The following is a 20,060-nucleotide window of genomic DNA, read 5'->3' on the forward strand; positions in this document are numbered from 1 at the left end:
GCGCCCGCCCGGCTCACAGGTGCGTCGGCTCGAACATCCGCAGCAGCGCCGGCAGGACCACGACCGACGGGCCCGGGGTCGCGAGGGCCTTGGTGAGGTCCGCCGTCAGGGTCTCCGGGGTCGTCAGGGTGCCGGGGACGCCGAAGGACTCCGCGAGGGCGACGAAGTCCGGCCGCGTGAGCTCGGTGGCCGTGGCCTCGCCGAACGCGTCCGTCATGTACTCCCGCAGGATGCCGTAGCCGCCGTCGTCGACGATCAGCCAGGTCACGTCGAGGCCGTACTGCCTCGCCGTCGCCAGTTCCGCGATCGAGTACATCGCGCCGCCGTCGCCGGAGACCGCGAGCACGGGGTGGCCCGGGTCCGCGGCGGCCGCGCCGAGGGCGGCGGGGAAGCCGTAGCCGAGGCCGCCCGCGCCCTGGGCGGAGTGCATGGTGTTCGGGTACCGGGCGTCGAAGGCCGACCATGCCCAGTACGCGAGGATCGTCATGTCCCAGAAGCTCGGGGACCGGTCCGGGAGCGCCTCCCGTACGGCCGCGACGATCCGCTGCTCCAGGCCCAGGTCCTGGGCGGCGATCCGGTCCCGGACCCTGCCGAGGACGGCCGCCACGCGTCCGGGGGCCGCCGGGTCCCGCCGCTCGGGGACCGTCTCCAGGAGCGCCTGGAGGGCGAGGCGGGCGTCGGCGTGGATGCCGAGCGCCGGATGGTTGGACTCCAGCTTCCCCGCGTCGGCCTCGATCTGGATCACCCGGCCGCGCGGGGCGAACGTGTGGTAGTTCGAGGACAGCTCGCCGAGGCCCGAACCGACGACGAGGAGCACGTCGGCGTCCTCGAGGAATTCGGTGGTGTGCCGGTCCTCCAGCCACGACTGGAGCGAGAGCGGGTGCTCCCAGGGGAACGCGCCCTTGCCGCCGAAGGTGGTGACGACGGGCACGTCGAGGCGCTCCGCGAGGGCGAGGAGCTTGCCGGAGGCGTCGGAGCGTACGACTCCGCCGCCCGCGATGATCGCGGGGCGCTCGGCGTTCGCCAGGAGGTGGGCGGCGACGGCCGTCAGCTCGGGCCGCGGCACGACCTCCTCCGGTGTCGCGTCCATCGCCGTGACCACGGGCAGGATCGTCTCCGCGAGCAGCACGTCCTGCGGGATCTCGACCCAGACCGGCCCGTGGGGGGCGGTGAGCGCCGACTCCCAGGCCGCCGCGACGGCGGAGGGGATCTGGGACTGCGTACGGACGGTGTGGACGGACTTCACGATGCCGCGGAAGGACGCCTGCTGATCGCGCAGCTCGTGGAGGTAGCCGTGCCTGCCGCCGCCGAGGCCCGCCGCCGGGACCTGGCTGCCGATGGCGAGGACGGGCGCGGAGGCTGCGGCTGCCTCCTGGAGCGCGGCGAGCGACATGAGCGCGCCGGGTCCGGTGGAGAGGAGCAGCGGGGCGGCCTCGCCGGTGATCCGGCCGTACGCGTCGGCGGCGAAGCCCGCGTTGTTCTCGACGCGGAGGCCGACGTAACGGAGGCGGGAGCGGCGCAGCGCGTCGAACATGCCGAGGGCGTGCTGGCCGGGGAGGCCGAAGACGGTGGTGGCGCCGAGGCCGGTGAGGGTCTCGACGACGAGGTCACCACCGGTGCGCCCGGCGGGCGGGTTCAGGGCGGCCGCGGTCTGGGCGACCGTCGGCCTCAGCACGAGGTCATGGTCGTGAGTCATGGTCGTCCCTTGGCTGGATGGGCGGGTGCGGGCCGGCGGGTGGGTTGTGGGCACCCTCCCCCAGACTCCGTCCGGGGGACCCCCATGGCCCTGCGGAACGAATGCCCACAACCCACCAGGAGGCTACTTCGCCCGGCTCTCCGCGATCTGGCGGGACATGATCGTCGTCAGTTCGTACGCCGTGTGCGACGCGGCGACCGCCGTGATCTCGGCGTGGTCGTACGCGGGGGCGACCTCCACCACGTCCGCCGACACCAGGTTGCAGGAGGAGAGGCCGCGGAGGATCTCCAGGAGTTCGCGGGAGGTCATGCCGCCGGCCTCGGGGGTGCCGGTGCCGGGGGCGTGCGCCGGGTCGAGGCAGTCGATGTCGATGGAGATGTACAGCGGGCGGTTCCCGATGCGCTGGCGGAGCTGGTCGGCGACCTCGTCGGCGCCGCGGCGGTAGATGTCGGCCGAGGTGACGATGCCGAAGCCCATCTTCTCGTCGTCGGTGAGGTCCTGCTTGCCGTAGAGCGGGCCGCGGGTGCCGACGTGGGAGAGCGCCTCGGTGTCGAGGATGCCCTCCTCGACGGCCCGGCGGAACGGGGTGCCGTGGGTGTACTCGGCGCCGAAGTACGTGTCCCAGGTGTCGAGGTGCGCGTCGAAGTGGAGCAGGGCGACGGGGCCGTGCTTCTTGGCGACGGAGCGGAGCAGCGGCAGCGCGATGGTGTGGTCGCCGCCGAGGGTCATCATGCGGGCGCCGGTGCCGAGCAGGTCGTCGGCCGCGGCCTCGATGGTCTCGACCGCCTCGTTGATGTTGAACGGGTTGGCGGCGATGTCGCCGGCGTCCGCGACCTGGGCGAGGGCGAACGGGGAGGCGTCCTGGGCCGGGTTGTAGGGGCGGAGCAGGCGGGAGGCCTCGCGGATGGCGTTGCCGCCGAAGCGGGCGCCGGGGCGGTAGGAGACGCCGCTGTCGAAGGGGACGCCGACCACGGCGATGTCGGCGGTGCCGACCTCGTCGAGTCGCGGCAGCCGGGCGAACGTCGCGGGCCCGGCGTACCGCGGGATGCGGGACGAGTCGATCGGGCCGCGCGGGGTGTTCTGGTCGCTGCTGCTCATGGTCGGGGTCCTCCTGAATGTGGCGGGGATGGGGCTCCGGCCCGCTGGATGCCACGACAGTAGGCGTCCGGAAAGCGGCACAGAAGTGTGCGTTCCCTCCACTCTACGAGCCGATGCTGTACGAAGGGTCCATGACGACGCCCCGTTCGGAGGCCCTCTCCACTCCCCCGGCACCGCCCGTCCCGCTGGCCGCGCTGCTCGCCCGCCGGGACCTCGGCCTGCGGCTGCTCGCGGGGTCGGAGGACGTCCCGCTCCACTGGGTGCACACCTCGGAGATGGCCGACCCCTATCCGTACCTCCTCGGCGGTGAGCTGCTCATGACGGCGGGCGTGCTGCTCACCGACCCGGCGCACTACGTGGGGCGGGTGGTGGAGGCGGGGGCGGCGGCGCTCGCCTTCGGGGTGACACCGGTCTACGACACGGTCCCCGCGGAGCTCGTGGAGGCCTGCGCGCGGCACGGGCTGCCGCTGGTCGAGGTCCCGCCGAGGACGCCGTTCACCGCGGTCGCGCGGGCGCTGTGGCGGCTGATGGCGGAGGCCCGGCTGTACGAGCTGCGCCGGGTGACGGAGGCGCAGCAGTCCCTGGCGACGGCCGCGGCCCGGCCGTCCCCGGTCCCGGCGGTCCTCGGCGCGCTGGCCTCCCGCCTCGCGGGACGGGCGGTCCTCTACGGCGCGGACGGCACGGAGTCGGTGTCGGCCGGCCGGGAGGTCCCGGCGGACGCGGCACGCGCGCTGCGGGACCTCGCGGGGGTGCTCGGGCCACGGCCGGGCGGCCCGGCGTCGGCGAGTGGGGACGGCGGGGGGCTGCGGCTGGCGGCGTACGCGTTGGGCGGCGGCGACGGGCTGACGCTGGGGGTGGCGACGGAACGGCGTGACCCCGGCGACCACACGATCGCGGGGGTCGCCGTCGTCCTGCTCTCGCTCCTGACGGCCCCGCACCGGGGCGCGGACGTGACGGTACGGGACGGGGCCCTGGTCCGGCTGCTGCTCGGCGCGCGCCCGGCGGAGGTCGCGGGCGCACTGGGCCCGGGCCCGTGGACGGTGGTCCACGCCTCGGGAGGCGACGGCACCCCGTTCGCGGCGGCGTCGCTGGCGGCGGCGCTGGGGACGCCGCTGGTGGAGACAGGGGCGGGCGACGGAACCGTACGGCTGCTCCTCCCCGCCCCTGCCGCCGTCACCGTCCAGGGGGGCTGGACGCTCGGGGTGAGCGCGGCCGTCGAGCCGGACGGCCTGGCCGCGGCCGACGCCCAGGCGGCGCGGGCCCTGCGCCGGGCGCAGGCGACCCGCGCCCCCCTCGTACGGCACCGCCCCGCAGGCCTCGCGGCCCTGGTGGACCCCGCCGAGGCGGCGGCCCACGCCCGGACCCTCCTCGCCCCGCTGCCGGACCCACTCAGGGAGACCCTGCGCACCTGGCTCTCCCTGCACGGCAGCTGGGACCGCACGGCCGTCGCCCTGGACATCCACCGCAACACCGTCCGCCAGCGCATCGTCCGCTGCGCGGCCCTCCTGGACCGGGACCTGGACGATCCGGACGTGCGGATGGAGCTGTGGTTCGCGCTCAGCGCTCCGTGAACCAAGCTGGGTTTCGGACGACTCCCGCTACTCGGGGTGGTCGGCTCGGACGGACGCCACCGCCAGCCGCGCGCCCCGGCTCCGCGCGACACGGTGCACCTCGCGCAGGGACTCCGACAGGCGGGCGACGGCGTAGCGGAGCTGCTCGGGCGTCGCCGAACGGTCGCTCAGCAGGTCCTCGACGTGACCGAGGAGATCGGCGGCCATGCCGAGCTGCACGCTCTCGATGTTGTCGGCGACGCGGGAGACGTAGCCCCCGCCGTCACCGAGGAGATAACAGGGCTTCCCCTCCTCGCCGGTCCAGGGAAGCAGCCGGGCGGCCTGCGTGGTGTGCCGGATCATGCCGCGACCTCCCTTCCGTGGATGACGCGGGGGCCGATGTCGATGCCGTGCACGGCGAGCCAGAGGGCACGGCGGCGGCCTCGCTGACGCCGGGCCTCGGCCTGACGGCGCTCGTGGGCAAGGAGGTAGGGCCGGACGAGGGGGCTGTCCTCTCCCCGGAGATACGGCTCGGGGGCGGGGACGGGCCTGGGGCCGGGCTCGGGCAGGGGGCGTACGGAGAGGATGTGGGCGCACGGCGGGCGGTGGCGGCCGGGCGGCGGAGGCCACAGGAGCCGCAGCAGTGGGTCGAGCATCCGGGCGATAGCGTGCAACACGTCGTCAACTTCTCTGTAGTTGAGGGCCATGCCCCCGGACCGTTCATGTCGGTCGCGGGGGTCTCGCGTGTGCGGCTCCGCCGGGCTCATCCGCTCGCCGGAACTGCACTCTGTAGCGATTCCCTCACAGCGTGAGACCGGCATGGCTACCCTGAACAGGGGGTTCGGTGTGACGCAGCGTTTGTCACAAGGGAGTTGACGATGACCAACGTCTACGGCGAGTGGCTGAAGGCGCAGCGCGAGGCGGCCGGCCTCACCCAGCAGGAGCTGGCCGACATCGCGATCATGACGCGCTCACACATCGCCCACATCGAGGCGGGCCGCCGGATCCCGTCACAGGAGGACGCGCGGAGGCTGGACAGGGCACTGGGCACGGGCGATGTCCTGCAGAGCTTCCTGCCGAAGCAGGATGTGGCGGTCGCGGACTACTTCGAGGCGGCGCTGGAGCTTGAGCAGCAGGCGACGGTGATCCAGGAGTTCGCCCTGTCCCTCGTGCCCGGCGTCCTCCAGACGGAGGGGTACGCCCGTGCGGTTCTGCGGCCGAGCGTCACTCCCCGGAGTGAAGAGGAATGTGACAGGCTCCTTGTCACACGGCTGAATCGAGGAAAGATCCTCTCCGACCCCGTCACTCCACTGTTCTGCGCCCTCGTGGACGAGGCGGTACTACGCCGTCATGTCGGGAGCCCGGAGATCATGGCGGAGCAACTGACCCACATCATCGGCATGGTGGAGTGCGAGCGGGTTCGCGTGCACGTACTGCCCTTCGGGGCGGGCTACCACCCGCTGCTCCAGGGGATGCTGTCGCTGATGATGTTCGATGACCAGCCTCCGGTCGCCTACGGCGAGGGGGTGCTCATGGGCAAGCTGCACGACTCGCCTTCCCTGGTCGAGACCTTGCAGCGCACCTACACTCTCGCCTTGGGCGATGCGCTCCCCCGCAAGGAGTCGCTTGCCCTACTGAGGGCCACGGCAAAGGAATACGGGCACCATGACTGAGCGCACCATCCCGAACGCGGCCGCACTGAGCGGCTGGCGCAAGTCGTCGTACAGCAGCGGGGATGGCGGCAGTTGCGTGGAGATCCTGGACGACTACCCATCGGGTGTTCCGGTCCGCGACTCGAAGGTCCCGTACGGTCCGGCGCTCGTCTTTTCCGCGACCGGTTGGATCGCATTCGTGGCTGCTCTCAAAACCCGACGATAGCCCCGCCGCCCTCGGCGAGTGGAACTGCCCGCTGGTGCAGCGGAATCGGCAGACAATCCGCCGTCGCACCAGCGGCGCCGCCAGCACCTCACCCAGGTAACGCCCAGAACAGATGCCCACCTTGGGTACCAACCGGAAAACTAGATCCGGCAGCATGAGCCGGCGAGGCACCTGAGCTTGGCCACGTCACCGTCTTCTACGAGCCTGGTGATGGGTTTCCGCTGTGATCCTGGCGCGGACTCGTTGGCGATCCGGACCTCTCCGCCGTCAGCGTAGTAGGTGGGCACGACAGCGGCGCGCCCAGGTTCGGGCCGCGCCGCTGCGGAGCTGTGGTGAGCCCTTGGGAGAGCCCTCAGATCAGTAGAGCTTGTTGACGGCGGTCTTCGTCGTCGTGCGGAAGGCGGTCAGCGGGGCGTCCTTGAAGTCGCCCATCTGGCCCCAGCGGACGAGGGTGACGGTGCGGCCGTCGCGGCCGACGGAGAAGAGGTGGATGTCGGTGATGCCGATCTGCGGGTCGGCGGTGTCCAGGCTGTAGACCCAGGCGCCCTCCTCGACGGCGAGCTTGCCGTGGAAGGCGCTGACGGCGTGCAGGCCCGGGTTCTGCTGCTCAAGCAGGGGCCCGCAGCCGGCGAGGGACTTGCGGAGGGTGTCGACCAGCTTCACGGCGTCGGCCTCGGTGCGGGCGACGGTGGTGATCTGGACGCCGTTGGTGTCGAGCTCGGTGCTGAACTCCCGGTAGCGGGTGTTCTGCGCCGGGATCTTGTACGGGGCGCAGAGGGCGCCGCCGTTCTCCGGGATGCCGGTGAAGACCTGGGTGGCGGTCCACGGCGTCGACGACGGCGGCATCTGGGAGGCGGCGAGGAAGGCGGGCTGGGCGGCGGCCTGCGCCGGGGCCGTGGCGAGGGCCGCGAGGCCCAGGGCGGCAGCGGCGGCGGTGGCGAGTGCGGTACGGAGCTTGTTCATGGTGGTGGATCCCCCGTCGGGTCGTTCGGTCAGTGCTCCACCAGCGTCGGGCCGGCGCCCGCCGCCTGCAACGGTGACGCGCCCCCCATCCGTCCCGGAACCATTCCACCCCCGCTGACGTGCAAGGACGTGAAGGGTGGGACACAGGGTCGAGGGGGATGGAATGCCGAAGGACGCCGCCGTCGAGGAGTTCGCGCGGCTCGTGCGCGCGTTGAAGGCGCGGGACGGGCGCAGTTACGAGGCGCTGGGCCGGCGCCTGAGCGTCAGCGCGTCCACCCTCCACCGCTACTGCTCGGGCGCGACCGTCCCGGAGGAGTTCGCCGTGGTCGACCGCCTCGCCCTGCTGTGCGGGGCGGACGAGGAGGGGCGGCGGGCCCTGGAGGTGGCCTGGAGCCGCGCGGACCGCACCCGTCGCCCTCCGGTGCCGGAGCCCGACGCGGAGCCAGAGCCCGACGCGGGGCCCGAGCCCGGCGCGGGGCCCGAGCCCGGCGCGGAACCGAAGCCGGCGCCGGAACCCGAGCCAGAGCCCGTGCGGGAGCCCGCGCCGCCCCCGGAGCCTGCGTCCGAGCCCGCGCCCGAGCTGGAGCCCGTGCACGCGCGCGTGCCGGGCCTCCCGTCCGAACGGCGGAGGCGCCGGTGGGGGTGGGTGGGCGTGGTCTGCGGGGCCCTGGCGGTCATGGGGACGGTGACGCTCGGAGCCGTACTCCTGCCCGGGAGGACCCCGGAGCGGGCCGCCGAACCACCGGCGCCGCTGACGTGGACGGTCGCCTCGCACATCTGGAAGAACGGGTGCGGGCACACCTACCTCGTGGAGCGGACGCCCCCTCCCCCGCCGGAGGCGGCCGACGCGCGGAGCTGGGCGGCGGCGCGGGGGGCCGTGGACGGCGGGGAGACGATGGTGCGGGTGTCGGTGCAGGGGAAGGGCGCGGCGGCGGTGGTGCTCCAGGCGCTGCACGTGCGGGTGGTGGAGCGGGGCGCGCCGCTGCCGTGGGCGGCGTACCGGATGGACGACGGGTGCGGCGGGGCGGTGACGCCGCGCCGTTTCGAGGTGGACCTGGACCGGCCGCGGCCGGTGGCGCGGGCGCTGGCCGGGTACGACGCCTCCGGGGAGGAGGGCCGGACGCTCCCGGCGGTCTCCTTCCCGTACGTGGTCAGCGCCGCCGAGCCGGAGGAGCTGCTGGTGTCGGCGGGGACGGCGGGGTGCGACTGCCGCTGGTACCTGGAGCTGGAGTGGAGTTCGGAAGGGCGCCGGGGCACGGTCCGGATCGGGGACGAGGACGGCGCACCCTTTCGGACGAGCGCGGCGAAGGGGCGGCCCGTGTACGGGTACGACTCCGTGGGGCGGGCCTGGATCACAGGCGAGAGCTCTGGACAGAGCGGGTGACCGATGGGTAACTTCGAGGAAGAACCCTGAGCAAGCGCTTAGACAAGCGTCAGGGCGTCGGACCAGGACCGGAACCCAAGGAGGCGGCTCGTGCGCCGTACCGTATTCAACGAGGACCACGAGGCGTTCCGGGAGACCATCCGGGCCTTCATCGAGGCCGAGGTCGTCCCCGTCTACGACGACTGGTTCGCGGCCGGCCAGGCGCCTCGCGAGTTCTACGGCAAGCTCGGCGACCTGGGCGTCTTCGGCATCAACGTGCCCGAGGAGTTCGGCGGCGCGGGCCTGGACACCCACAAGTTCGAGGCCGTCCTCTACGAGGAGACCGCGCGCGCGGGCGTCCAGTTCGGCGGCTCCGGCGTGCACGTGCTGCTCGCCCTGCCGTACATCAAGATGCTCGCCACCGACGACCAGAAGAAGCGCTACCTGCCGAAGTTCGTCACCGGGGAGGAGATGTGGGCCCTCGCGATGACCGAGCCGGGCACCGGCTCCGACGTCGCGGGCATGAAGACCACCGCCAAGCTCTCCGAGGACGGCACGCACTACGTCCTCAACGGCTCCAAGACCTTCATCACCGGCGGCGTCCACGCCGACCGCGTGATCGTCTGCGCCCGCACCTCCGCCCCCTCGGCCGAGGACCGCCGCTTCGGCATCTCCCTCTTCGCCGTGGACACCAAGTCCGAGGGCTACTCCATCGGCCGCAAGCTGGACAAGCTGGGCCTGCGCACGTCCGACACGGCCGAGCTGGCCTTCGTCGACGTCAAGGTGCCGGTCGAGGACCTGATGGGCGAGGAGGGCAAGGGCTTCTCCTACCTCGGCCACAACCTGGCCTCCGAGCGCTGGGGCATCGCCTTCGGCGCGTACGCGCAGGCCAAGGCCGCCGTCCGGTTCGCCCAGCAGTACGTGACGGACCGCACGGTCTTCGGCAAGCCGGTCGCGCACTTCCAGAACACCAAGTTCGAGCTGGCCGCCTGCCAGGCCGAGGTCGACGCCGCCGAGGCCGTCGCCGACCGCGCCCTGGAGGCCCTGGACGCGGGCGAACTCAGCCCCGCCGAGGCCGCCAGCGCCAAGCTCTTCACCACCGAGGTCGCGCACCGCGTCATCGACCGCTGCCTCCAGCTGCACGGCGGCTACGGCTACATGAACGAGTACCCGATCGCCCGCCTGTACGCCGACAACCGCGTCAACCGCATCTACGGCGGCACCAGCGAGATCATGAAGTCGATCATCGCCAAGTCGATGGGCCTGTAGTCCAGGTGCCCGAAGCGCACAGCGCCCTGGATGCCCTGCTCGATCTGCTCGACCTGGAGCGGATCGAGCGGGACATCTTCCGGGGCGAGTCCCGCTCCGCGCTCGTCCCCCGCGTCTTCGGCGGCCAGGTGGCCGCCCAGGCGCTGGTGGCGGCGGGCAGGACCGTACCGGAGGACCGCCTGGCGCACTCGCTCCACGCGTACTTCCTCCGTCCCGGGGACCCGGGGGCGCCGATCGTCTACACGGTCGACCGGATCCGCGACGGCCGCTCCTTCACCACCCGCCGGGTCGTCGCCGTCCAGCACGGGCAGCCGATATTCCACCTCTCCGCCTCCTTCCAGGCGTACGAGGAGGGGCTCGACCACCAGGCCGACATGCCGGCCGCGCCGGACCCGGAGTCGCTGCCGACGGCCGCCGAGATGCTTCCCCGGCACCTGCCGGAGGAGATCGCGACCCGGCTCGTCGAGGCGCGGGCGGCGGTGGACCTGCGGTACGCCGACACCCCGCCCTGGGGTTCCGTCGGGGAGCCGCGCGAGCCGCGTTCCCAGGTGTGGTTCCGTACGAACGGCAAGCTGGCCGACGACCATCTGCTGCACGTCTGCCTGGCGACGTACGTCTCCGACATGACGCTGCTCGACTCCGTGCTGCTCGCGCACGGGCGGGGCGGCTGGGCCCTCGGGGACGTGGTCGGGGCATCCCTGGACCACGCGATGTGGTTCCACCGGCCGTTCCGGGCCGACGAATGGCTCCTGTACGACCAGGAGTCGCCCTCGGCCTCCGCCGGGCGCGGCCTAGGCCAGGCCAGGATCTGGACGCGGGACGGGAGACTCGCGATCTCCGTCATCCAGGAGGGTGTCGTTCGCGTGCCCCGTTCCTGACCGGACATACGGTCCGATGTCATGACCAAGGATGCGGGGAACGGAGAGAGCACCTTCACGGTGATCGTGGCGGCGGTGGCGAACCTGGGGATCGCCGCCGCCAAAGCCGTCGCGGGCCTCGTCAGCGGGTCGAGCGCGATGATGTCGGAGGCGGCCCACTCGCTCGCCGACACGGTCACCGAGGTCATGCTGCTCACCGCGCTCAAGCGGAGCGAGAAACCGGCCGACGAGGACCACCCGGTCGGTCACGCCGGCGAACGCTACGTCTGGGCGATGCTCGCGGCCGTCGCCACCTTCGTCGGCGGCGCGGTCTTCTCCGTCTACGACGGCATCCACACCCTCACCCACGGCGAGGACCTCGGCGACCCGCTGCCCTCGTACGTGGTCCTCGGCCTCGCCTTCGTCCTGGAGGGCTTCTCCCTGCGGACCGGAATCCGGCAGGTCAAGGCCGAGGCGGAGCGGGCACGGGCCCCCTTCGCCCGCTATCTGCGGCTCACCCCCGACACCACCGTCAAGGCGGTCGTCCTGGAGGACTCCGCCGCGCTCGCCGGCCTGATGCTGGCGACGGGCGGTCTGCTCGGCGGCCAGATCACCGGCTCCGGCGTCTGGGACGGCGTCGCGTCGATCCTCATCGGCGTCCTGCTCGTGTACGTGGCCTGGGTCCTCGGCCGGTCCAACGCCGAACTGCTCATCGGCCGGCCGCTGCCGCGGGAGATGCGGGACGCCGTCCGCGAGGAACTGCGCTCCGTCCCGCACGTCGTCGACGTCCTCGACCTGACGACGCTCATCCAGGGGCCGGGCGAGGTGCTGGTGGCCGCGAAGGTGGACTTCCGGGACGTGGTGTCGGCGGCGGAGGTGGAAGAGGCGTGCGAGCTGGCGGAGTCCCGCCTGCGCGAACGCTTCCCGTCGATCCGCCGCGTCTACCTGGACCCGACGCCGGGTCCGTGACCCCTCGCGGGCAAGCACCCGCGCGGCAGCGCGGGGCTCAGACCGGCAGGCCCGCCGCGTTCAGCGTGTACGCCGTCAGCGGTTCGTAGAAGCGCGGGTCCAGGACGTGGTCGTCGAGCGGGATCGTCACCTGCATCGTGCCCTCCGCCTCCCCGATGAACAGCGCCGGGTCGTTGCAGTCCGCGTAGCCGACGGAATCGATCCCGCGCTGTCCCGCGCGCCCGGCCCAGCCGTGGTCCGCGATCACCAGGTCCGGCCGGCCGTCCTCACCGAGCCCGTCGAGGATCGCGTTCATCGGCTCCGGGGAGTGGGTGTGCCAGAGGCTCGCCCCGCGTTCGAAGACGGCGACGTCCGCGAACTGCACGACGTACCCCTCGTCGGCGACGAGCCCGCCCGGGATGCGGACGATGTCGCAGCCCTGGGCGCGCAGCGCGGCGGCGACCCGGCTGTGGACGTCGATCAGCGCGCCGGGGTGGCCGGTGGCGAAGAGGACGCGCTCCTTGCCGGCGGCGGCCTTGCGGAGCCGGGCGGCCATCCGGTCGAGGCCGTCGACGGTGAGCTCGGGGTCGATGGTGTCCTGGCCGGCGCGGTGGGCCGGGTCGTCGACGACCCCGCAGCGCTCGGCCATCACGGCGAGCACGTCCTGCTCGTCGGTCCAGCGGTCGCCGAGTTCCAGGCCGAGCCAGTAGTGCCGGTCGCCGTTGGCGAGCTTGCGGTAGTGGGCGAGGTTGTTGTCGCGCGGGGTGGCGACGTCTCCCGCGATCCGGGTGCGGACGAGGTGCTCGACGAGGGCGGGGCGGCTGAGTATCGGCATGGGGAACATTCTGCCGGGCCGCGCCCCCCGGCGTCCCGGGTGACCGGACACCGGGACGCCGGGGGCCCGCGAGCCCGGCACGATCCAACGAAGGACCCTAGACGGTGATCGTGGTGAACCGGGGGACGGCCTTGTCCCAGCCGGGCCAGAGGCCGTGGGATCCGGTGCGGGCGGTGAGGACGATGAGCAGCGGGGTGCGGCCCGCCTCCGTCACGATGTCCCCGACGCACTCGGGCACGAGGTGTCCGGCCTGGTGGAGGTGTTCGGCGACGGCCACCATGGGCCGTTCGGGGGTGGCCCGGCGCAGCGCGGCTCGCAGGTCGTGGGCGAGGTCAACGCCCTCGGGTCCTGGCTGCACGTGCCAGACGGCGGCCCGGTCGTCCTGCTTGAGCCCGCTCATCAGCCGGGCGACGAGGGCGGCCTGGCGCTCCTCGGCGTCGCCGGTGAGGGCGACGACGTGCGGGCGGTTCTGTCGGCGGACCAGGTCCAGGAGGGCGTGCAGTACGCCGAGTTCGGGGTCGGCGGACGGGCGGGGCCTGCTGCCGCGCGGGGCGGGGGTCCCGCCCGGGGCGAGGAGGGGGTCCTGCCGGACGATGGCGCCGTGCAGGTCCTGGAGCTCCCGGCTGGGGGCGGCGCCGAGGTCGTCCCGCAGCTGCTGGTGGAGCCGTTCGTAGGCGCGCAGGGCGTCGTCGCGGCGGCTGGAGCGGTAGAGGGCGGTCATCAGGAGCCGCTGGGTGCGCTCCCGGGACGGGTCGGCGGCGGCCGCGCTCTCCAGCCGCTGGATGACCTCGTGCGGTCGTCCGTTGGCGAGTTCGGCCTCGCAGTACTCCTCGAGGGCGTGCAGCCGGGCTCCGTCGGCGGCGGTCGTCTGCGGCCAGTCGAGGCCGGCGTCGGCGAGTTCCGCCAGGGCGCGGCCGCGCCACAGGCCGAGGGCGCCGCGCAGCAGCCGGGCGGCCTCCTCGGTGTCCCCGGCGGCGAGCGCGTCCCGTCCCTTGTCGGCGAGGAGACGGAAGCGCGTCAGGTCCAGGTTCTCGGGGGCGGTCTTGAGCATGTAGCCGGAGCCCTCGCTGGTCAGGGAGGCGATGCGCTCGGGGACGCCGCCGCGTGCCAGGACGCCGCGGAGGGCCGAGATGGTGTTCTGGAGGCTCTTGCGGCCGGTGGCGGGCGGGCGGCCGTCCGGCCAGAGCACGTCCATCAGGTCGGTGGTGGGCACGACGTGGTTGGCGTTGAGGAGCAGTAAGGCGAGGACGAGCCGCTGGTTCATGCCCTTGAGCGGCAGCCGGCCGTTCGCCGTCGCGATCTCCAGGGGTCCGAGGAGGCGGAAGGAGACACCGCGTTCGGTCATGACGGGCGGGCGTATGCGGGGCGGGCGCGCGGGGCCGCCGGGCGCGCGCCCCGGCGGGGCGGCGGCGTGCGCGAGGCGCCGGGCGGCCGGGGCGGCGACGGGTTTCGGTTGCAGGACGGGTTGGCTCAGCACGATGTTTTCCCCCATGTCAGTCGCTCCTTGGTAGGAGCGTGTGGCACCGGAGACGGTTCCGGTGCCGGTGGTTCACCGGGGGTCGGCATGCCGAGGGCGCCGGTGCGCGGCGCCCTGTCGTGGCCCGTGCGCGCACGGGCCCTGATTCCCCCCGGAATGTCGCCTCCCGGGCCCTGCGATCACGGACGTGAAAGGCGGCCTCGGGGCGTCGACGCCCGGAGGCTACCAGTGAGTACGCATTCGAAGGGTGCCCCTGGCAACTATGCGTCAGATCGGTCCCTCGGGGCGCCGAGCACCCCGCGCACCTCGGGACTCGCCTCGGAGAGCTCGCGCAGCAGCTCCTCCATGGTGACGGTGGACCGGCCGAAGAGCCGCCTGCCGGATGCGGTGAGGCGGACGTCGAAGCCGCGCCGGTCGTTGGCGCAGGGCCGGCGCTCCACGTACCCCGCGTTCACCATCTGCGCCAGCAGGCGGGAGACCTGGGGCTGACTCCGGGCGGCACGGGCGCTCAGCTCCCCGGCCCGGATCCAGTCGTCCTCCCGTGCCATGACGTCCATGATCTCGAAGGCGCTGGTGCACAGGCCGTACTCGTCGGAGAGCCGGCGTTCCGCCGCCTGGACGATCTGCGCGCCGGCGCGGATCACGGCCATCCATCGGTCGGTCAGAGCTGTATCCGTCACCTCTCCGATACTAGGTTCCCTTCACTCCCTTGTCTATGCGTGCGCATGAATGTAGTGTGCCGAAGCAATTCGATGCATTCGCATGGATCAGATTCTTTCGAGCGAGGAGACCCGGTGACCGAGCAGACGCTGGCACCCCCCACCGAGCAGGCGCAGGACGCGCCGGCCAAGGCGCCCTGGACCACCCTCGTCGTGGTCGGCGTCGCCCAGTTGATGGTGATGCTCGACTCGACGGTCGTGAACGTGGCCCTGCCCACCATCGGCGCGGACCTGCCCGCCGACCAGACGAGCCTGCAGTGGACGATCAGCGCCTACGTCCTGATGTTCGGCAGCCTGCTCCTCTTCGGCGGCCGCGTGTCGGACGTCTTCGGCAGGCGGCGCACCTTCCTCACCGGCCTCACCCTCTTCGCCGTGGCCTCCGCGCTCTGCGGCATCGCGGGCAACCAGGAACTGCTGGTCGCCGGACGCGCCGCGCAGGGCGTCGGCGCCGCACTGCTCTCCGCCGCCGCCCTCTCGATCATCCTGGAGGTCTACCAGGACGAGGATCAGCGCAAGATCGCGCTGACCGCCTGGAGCGGCCTCGGCGTGATCGGGGCCACGATCGGCGTGGTGCTCGGCGGGTTGATCGTCACCGCGATCAACTGGCGCTGGGCCTTCCTGATCAACCTCCCCGTCAGCATCGCGGCCTTCGTCGGCGCGCTGCGCAGCATGCCGTCGCTCCGGACCGCCTCGGGCCGCAGGCTCCGCTTCCCCTCGGCCGTCGTGTCCACGGCCGGACTCGCCGCCCTCTCCTTCGGCCTGATCCGCCTCCACGAGGGCTTCGGTGACCCCACCGCCTGGATCAGCCTGGGCGCCGCCGTGGTCCTGCTCACCCTGGTGACCTTCATGGAGCTGGGCAAGGACGACCCGCTGCTCCCGCTGCACCTGCTGCGCAAGCCCACCTACTGGCTGTCCAGCATCGGCCTGCTCCTCGTCGCCAGCGTGATGATCAGCAGCTCCTTCCTCGCCAGCATGTACTTCCAGCAGGTCCACGGGATGAGCGCCTTCGTCACCGGCCTCTCGCTGCTGCCCATGGGTCTCGCCGCCCTCGTCGTCGCCCTGGTCGCCCCGGTGCTCGCCGGCGCGCTGGGTCTCGGCGGGATGTACGCGGCGGGCGCCGCGCTCCAGCTCGTCGGCACGGGCTTCCTCGCCACCGGCACCGACTCGGTCTGGATGACCGTCGTGGCGCTCGCCGCCATCGGCGCGGGCCTGCCGGCCTGCTTCGTCCCGCTGTTCGGCATCGGCACCGCGCACGTCAGGGTGGAGGAGGCGGGCGTCGGTTCCGGTCTGCTGAACACCTTCAACGAGAGCGGCGCCGCCCTGGGCATCGCCGTGATCGGCACCGTCCTCGCGACCTCCGTCGACGGGCGCCTGAAGGAGGGTGCCTCCGCCTCGGCCGCGACCACCTCCGGCGTCGCCAACGGCTTCCTCGCCCTCGCGGTCTGCGCGGCCATCGCCATCGTCATCGCCCTCGCGCTGCGCCATCTGACCCGCGACGAGCAGCCGGCGGCCGCGTAGCCGAGGAGCGGTCCCGCAGCTCCCTGGCGTCCTCCGGCGCCGCCCTGTCACACCGTCACATCTCTCCCCCTCCCCTCCCCGAACGTGGGCTTGCGGCTCCCCCGGCCGCAGGCCCACTCGGCGTTTCCGGGGGTTACCGCGGGTTGCGCGAGCTGGCCAACTCCCCCTGATGGATGGCCGATTACCGGAGCCTGGATGACCGATTCCCACGCCATGGACCCTTGCTTTACATCGTGGACAGGCCTCGCTACCGATCGGTAACGTCGAACTCGTCCGAGGGGGCGGCGGCTGTGTCGGCCCCCCGGCGGGACTCCGTCACCGGCTCCGCCCACGGGTCCCGTGACCGCGGAAACCGCGACCGGATCCCGCCCCTCTCTCCCCGCCCTCCCAGAGCGAAGGAATTCCGCATGGCCATCTCGCCCGAAGAGATCTCCCGCACCCTGTCCGAGGCCGCCCGGTCCTCCGCGGCCTGGCAGGCCACCGGCGCCACCGTCCGCTTCGTGATCTCCGACCCGGACGCCGAGTTCACGCTCGACCCACAGGGCGCCGTCACCGAGGACGAGCCCACCCACGTCCTCGGCATCACCCATGCCGACCTGCTGGACCTCACCGCCGGCCGCCGCACGTTCCTGCGGACCGTGACCTCCCGCCGCGTCACCGCCCGCGGCCCCGTCATGCAGACCTTCGCCGTCGGCCAGGCCCTGACGACCTTCTCCCTCGCGGGCTGACCCCACCGCCCCGGGCCCCGCACCCCTCAGACAAGGAATCACCATGACGTACACGCACAACCCGGCCGACCACCCGCTGCTCGACGCCACCGATGCCGGCATCCTGCGCGAGGTCACCGCCTTCGCCCGGGACGAGGTCGCCCCCGGCGCCGCCGAGCGCGACCGCATCGAGAAGGGCCAGGTCGACTGGGAGACCGTCCGCAAGGGCCACGCCCTCGGACTGCTCCGCATGGCCATCCCCCGCGACTTCGGCGGCCTGGGCCTCAGCCAGCTGGGCATCGCCCTCACCCTGGAGGAGCTGGCCGCCGCCGACCCCGGCATGGCACTGGTCTTCGGGGCCACGGGGCTCTTCCAGACTCCGCTGCTCATCTGCGAGAAGCCCGAGCTGCAGGAGAAGTACCTGCCGAAGTTCCTCGGCCCGGAGCCCGTCCTCGCCTGCAACGCCGTCGCCGAGGAGCGCAACGGCACCGACCTGGTCCTGCCTCAGCACGCGCCGTACGCCCAGGACATGACCGTCGCCCGCCGCTCCGGCAGCGAGTACCTCCTCACCGGCACCAAGCGGTACATCACCAACGCCCCGGTCGCCACCTACGCCACGATCATGGCGAACCTGGAGGACGCCCCCGGCTCCACCGGCCTCACCTGCTTCGTCACGGACCTGGAGCAGGACGGCGTCACCCGCGGCGAGATCCACGACAAGGTCGGCTACCGCACCGCACCGGCCGGCGAGCTGATCCTCGACGGCGCGCGCGTACCCGAGGAGAACGTGCTCGGCGACGAGCGCGGCGGCTGGGACCTCAACGTCGCCATCGGCAACCTCACCCGGGTCACCTGCGCCGCCGTCGCCACCGGCATCGCCCGCCACGCCCTGGACCGCGCCGTCGCCTGGGCCGGCACCCGCCGCCAGGGCGGCAAGCTCCTCTTCGAGCACCAGATGTCCGCCCGCAAGCTGGCCGACATGGCCGCCCGCGTCTCCGCCTCCCGCGCCCTCTACCTGGACGCGGTGCTCAAGGCCGACACCGTCATCCCCACCCCGGCCTACGAACCGGCCGTCGCCAAGATGGTCGCCGACCGCGCCGCCATCGACAACGCCGACGCCGCCATGTCCCTCATCGGCGCCGCCGCCTTCCAGCGCGAGGACGGCATGGACCGGGTCCTCCGCGACGCCTACGGCCCCCGCATCTACGAGGGCAGCCCCGAGGCTCTCGCCCTGGTCGTCACCGGCGAGCTGTTCGGCCTCCCGGAGGTCCGATGACCACCGCCCCGGCCTCACCCGCCGAGCTGACCGAGTACCGGGTCCGCCTCCTGCGCACCACCCGGGCGATCGTCCTGCCCGACCTGGAGTCCGTCGTCGAGGGCGAGCCGCTCTTCCGGGCCGCGAGCCCGGAAGGCCTCCTCACCCTCACCGTCCGCGGCGCGCAGCTGCCCGCCCCGTACCTCGCGGACGTCTACCGCTTCCGCCTCGCCCAGTACCTCCAGCGGGGCTGGGTCAACGAGGAGGCCGCCGCCGCGCGCGGCCTCGACGCGGAGCCGTACGACGTGTCCGCCCTCACCGACCAGCACACGCTGGTCGTCGAGGCGGAGACCGGCCGGCTGCGCGGGTACGGGACCCTGGTCGCCGCCCGCGGCCCGGCCGGCACCCTCCTCGGCGACCCGGCGCACCACCCCTTCGCCGTCGAGCGCGACTACGAGCTCCGGCTCGCCGACCACCTCGGCGCCGCCACCCCCGCCGCCCACGTCCGGGAGGGCAAGCGCCTGGTCCGCGACTACGCCATGGAACGCTCCCAGGCCGGCGCCTCCGTCCCCTGGTGGGTCTACCGGGGCTGGGCGGAGGGCTGCGTCCGGGCCCTCGCCGAGGAGGGCGCGGCCGTCGTCGGCGACGGAAAGCCCGGGGTCGCCATCCACCAACTGGGCCTGCTCGGTTTCGCGGCGCGCATGCTCGACGTGCCCGCGCGGCCCTCGGACCCCGAGGACCTGTTCGCGCCGATGTGGGACCAGCAGCAGCGCTCGTACCCCTTCGTCCTCACCGACGAGGGCGCCCTGCGTCCCACCCTCGCGCACCTCGACGCGATTCTCGTGTCCGGGGAACCCGGCTCGGTCGGCGCCCGGCTCACCGCCTTCCGGGAGGCCCGCTCATGAACGCCACACCGCCCGACGTCGGCACGCCCACGGAGGCCCGAGAGCTGGCCGAGGAGGACTTCTACGCCTCGCTGACCCAGCGCAACCGCGGCCTCGTCCCCGCCGACCTCCAGGACCGCATCCGGCACGCGCCGCTGCTCATCGCCGGCTGCGGCTCCATCGGCGGCGCCACCGTCCAGCCGCTCGGCCGCATGGGGTACCGCGACTTCGTCCTCGCGGACGTCGGCACCTACGAACTGAACAACCTCAACCGGCAGCACGCCACCGTCGACGACCTCGGCCGCAACAAGGCCGAGGTGGGCGCCGCCGCCCTGCGCGCCATCAACCCGCATGTCCGGGCCGAGGTCGTACCCGAGGGCATCACCCCGGAGAACGTCCGCGAGCTCGTCCGCCGCGCCGAGGTGATCGTCGACGGCGTCGACGTCACGACCCGGTCGGGACTGCTCGCCAAGGTCGCCCTCCACCAGGAGGCGTGCCGTCAGCGCAAGCCGCTGGTCACCGGCTGGGACATGGCCGGCATGCTCGCCGCCCAGTGCTTCGACTACCGGCTGGTCCGGCGGATCTTCGACGGCCAGCTGCTGGCGGAGGACGCGGAACGGCTCGGCACCTGGGAGGTGATCTTCCGGATCGCCCCGCGCGGCCACATCCCCGGCGAGATGTACCGGGAGCTGCGCCGCGGCCTCGGCAGGCCCGACTACAGCGTCCCGCAGCTGACCGAGGCGGCCACCCAGTTCGGGTCGCTCGCCGTGCACATGGTCAACCAGCTGGTGGCCGGCGAGAACGTGCCGCGCACGGTCGCCGTCGACGTCCACCACATCGCCCTGGCACCCGGTCGCCGGGCCGCCAACCGGGTGAGCCGTCACTGGGAGAAGGCCCGCTTCCTGCGGAAGCTGCCGCCCGAGCAGGCCTGGCGGGGCTTCGCGCCGGGGGCCGTCTACCGGGCCGCCCGGCGCACCGAACGGGCGGCCTGACCGGCGCCCGGGCGGAACGAAGGACAGAGAAGGACACGGAACAGGACGCAG

The 20,060-nt window shown here is 73.0% G+C and carries 20 protein-coding genes; 12 read left to right on the plus strand and 8 right to left on the minus strand.

Annotated features, from left to right (window positions below; translation table 11 throughout):
* Positions 1-13: 13 nt before the first annotated feature.
* Together ABZ567_RS04410 and speB are read right to left on the minus strand one after the other, a co-directional pair.
* Positions 14-1,696 (minus strand): thiamine pyrophosphate-binding protein, encoded by a 1,683-nt coding sequence (locus ABZ567_RS04410; protein WP_360784584.1) that lies wholly within the window; start codon positions 1,694-1,696, stop codon positions 14-16.
* A gap of 123 nt (positions 1,697-1,819) precedes the next feature.
* On the minus strand, positions 1,820-2,794 hold the full coding sequence (speB, locus tag ABZ567_RS04415) for an agmatinase (RefSeq protein WP_360784587.1): 975 nt from the start codon (positions 2,792-2,794) through the stop codon (positions 1,820-1,822).
* Between the two features lie 131 nt (positions 2,795-2,925).
* Here speB and ABZ567_RS04420 point away from each other — a divergent pair, with 131 nt between their 5' ends.
* Complete coding sequence (locus tag ABZ567_RS04420; RefSeq protein WP_360784590.1) at positions 2,926-4,365, plus strand: PucR family transcriptional regulator; 1,440 nt, start codon at positions 2,926-2,928, stop codon at positions 4,363-4,365.
* A 27-nt stretch (positions 4,366-4,392) separates the two neighbouring features.
* Here ABZ567_RS04420 and ABZ567_RS04425 read toward each other — a convergent pair whose 3' ends face one another.
* Positions 4,393-4,707, minus strand: a complete 315-nt coding sequence (locus tag ABZ567_RS04425) for a hypothetical protein (RefSeq protein WP_360784591.1) — start codon at positions 4,705-4,707, stop codon at positions 4,393-4,395.
* Entirely contained in the window at positions 4,704-5,021 is a 318-nt protein-coding gene (locus tag ABZ567_RS04430; RefSeq protein ID WP_360784594.1) for a hypothetical protein, read from the minus strand. The genes ABZ567_RS04425 and ABZ567_RS04430 overlap by 4 nt, the downstream gene beginning before the upstream one ends.
* A 201-nt stretch (positions 5,022-5,222) precedes the next feature.
* Here ABZ567_RS04430 and ABZ567_RS04435 point away from each other — a divergent pair, with 201 nt between their 5' ends.
* Together ABZ567_RS04435 and ABZ567_RS04440 are read left to right on the plus strand one after the other, a co-directional pair.
* Complete coding sequence (locus tag ABZ567_RS04435) at positions 5,223-6,017, plus strand: helix-turn-helix transcriptional regulator (protein WP_360784597.1); 795 nt, start codon at positions 5,223-5,225, stop codon at positions 6,015-6,017.
* Positions 6,010-6,222: a DUF397 domain-containing protein gene (locus tag ABZ567_RS04440; protein ID WP_360784600.1), complete on the plus strand. Its 213-nt coding sequence runs from the start codon at positions 6,010-6,012 to the stop codon at positions 6,220-6,222. The genes ABZ567_RS04435 and ABZ567_RS04440 overlap by 8 nt, the downstream gene beginning before the upstream one ends.
* Positions 6,223-6,579: 357 nt before the next feature.
* Here ABZ567_RS04440 and ABZ567_RS04445 read toward each other — a convergent pair whose 3' ends face one another.
* Entirely contained in the window at positions 6,580-7,185 is a 606-nt protein-coding gene (locus tag ABZ567_RS04445; protein ID WP_360784603.1) for a hypothetical protein, read from the minus strand.
* Between the two features lie 163 nt (positions 7,186-7,348).
* Here ABZ567_RS04445 and ABZ567_RS04450 point away from each other — a divergent pair, with 163 nt between their 5' ends.
* From ABZ567_RS04450 to ABZ567_RS04465, 4 genes are all read left to right on the plus strand, one after another.
* Positions 7,349-8,569, plus strand: coding sequence for a helix-turn-helix domain-containing protein (locus ABZ567_RS04450; RefSeq protein ID WP_360784605.1), 1,221 nt, complete (start codon positions 7,349-7,351; stop codon positions 8,567-8,569).
* Between the two features lie 90 nt (positions 8,570-8,659).
* Positions 8,660-9,817 (plus strand): acyl-CoA dehydrogenase family protein, encoded by a 1,158-nt coding sequence (locus tag ABZ567_RS04455; protein WP_360784608.1) that lies wholly within the window; start codon positions 8,660-8,662, stop codon positions 9,815-9,817.
* 5 nt (positions 9,818-9,822) lie between these two features.
* Entirely contained in the window at positions 9,823-10,695 is an 873-nt protein-coding gene (gene tesB / locus ABZ567_RS04460) for an acyl-CoA thioesterase II (RefSeq protein WP_360784611.1), read from the plus strand.
* A 21-nt stretch (positions 10,696-10,716) separates the two neighbouring features.
* A complete protein-coding gene (locus tag ABZ567_RS04465; protein ID WP_360784613.1) occupies positions 10,717-11,643 on the plus strand; it encodes a cation diffusion facilitator family transporter in 927 nt (308 codons plus the stop codon).
* 37 nt (positions 11,644-11,680) lie between these two features.
* Here ABZ567_RS04465 and ABZ567_RS04470 read toward each other — a convergent pair whose 3' ends face one another.
* The 3 genes from ABZ567_RS04470 to ABZ567_RS04480 all read right to left on the minus strand — a co-directional run bounded on the left by ABZ567_RS04470 (position 11,681) and on the right by ABZ567_RS04480 (position 14,614).
* Positions 11,681-12,457: a phosphatase gene (locus tag ABZ567_RS04470; RefSeq protein WP_360784615.1), complete on the minus strand. Its 777-nt coding sequence runs from the start codon at positions 12,455-12,457 to the stop codon at positions 11,681-11,683.
* 97 nt (positions 12,458-12,554) lie between these two features.
* On the minus strand, positions 12,555-13,949 hold the full coding sequence (locus ABZ567_RS04475; RefSeq protein WP_360784617.1) for a BTAD domain-containing putative transcriptional regulator: 1,395 nt from the start codon (positions 13,947-13,949) through the stop codon (positions 12,555-12,557).
* A gap of 245 nt (positions 13,950-14,194) precedes the next feature.
* Complete coding sequence (locus ABZ567_RS04480; protein ID WP_360784620.1) at positions 14,195-14,614, minus strand: MarR family transcriptional regulator; 420 nt, start codon at positions 14,612-14,614, stop codon at positions 14,195-14,197.
* Positions 14,615-14,728: 114 nt separating this feature from the next.
* On the opposite strand from ABZ567_RS04480, the gene ABZ567_RS04485 reads away from it, so the two are divergent.
* From ABZ567_RS04485 to ABZ567_RS04505, 5 genes are all read left to right on the plus strand, one after another.
* Entirely contained in the window at positions 14,729-16,171 is a 1,443-nt protein-coding gene (locus ABZ567_RS04485; protein WP_360784623.1) for an MFS transporter, read from the plus strand.
* A 407-nt stretch (positions 16,172-16,578) separates the two neighbouring features.
* On the plus strand, positions 16,579-16,899 hold the full coding sequence (locus ABZ567_RS04490; RefSeq protein WP_360784626.1) for a hypothetical protein: 321 nt from the start codon (positions 16,579-16,581) through the stop codon (positions 16,897-16,899).
* A 43-nt stretch (positions 16,900-16,942) separates the two neighbouring features.
* On the plus strand, positions 16,943-18,154 hold the full coding sequence (locus tag ABZ567_RS04495; RefSeq protein WP_360784629.1) for an acyl-CoA dehydrogenase family protein: 1,212 nt from the start codon (positions 16,943-16,945) through the stop codon (positions 18,152-18,154).
* Positions 18,151-19,038, plus strand: coding sequence for a hypothetical protein (locus tag ABZ567_RS04500; RefSeq protein WP_360784632.1), 888 nt, complete (start codon positions 18,151-18,153; stop codon positions 19,036-19,038). Before ABZ567_RS04495 ends, ABZ567_RS04500 begins: the two co-directional genes overlap by 4 nt.
* Entirely contained in the window at positions 19,035-20,009 is a 975-nt protein-coding gene (locus ABZ567_RS04505; protein ID WP_360784635.1) for a ThiF family adenylyltransferase, read from the plus strand. Before ABZ567_RS04500 ends, ABZ567_RS04505 begins: the two co-directional genes overlap by 4 nt.
* The last annotated feature ends 51 nt before the right edge of the window (positions 20,010-20,060 follow it).

This window comes from Streptomyces sp. NPDC016459 (genome assembly GCF_040632845.1).
Classification (GTDB): domain Bacteria; phylum Actinomycetota; class Actinomycetes; order Streptomycetales; family Streptomycetaceae; genus Streptomyces.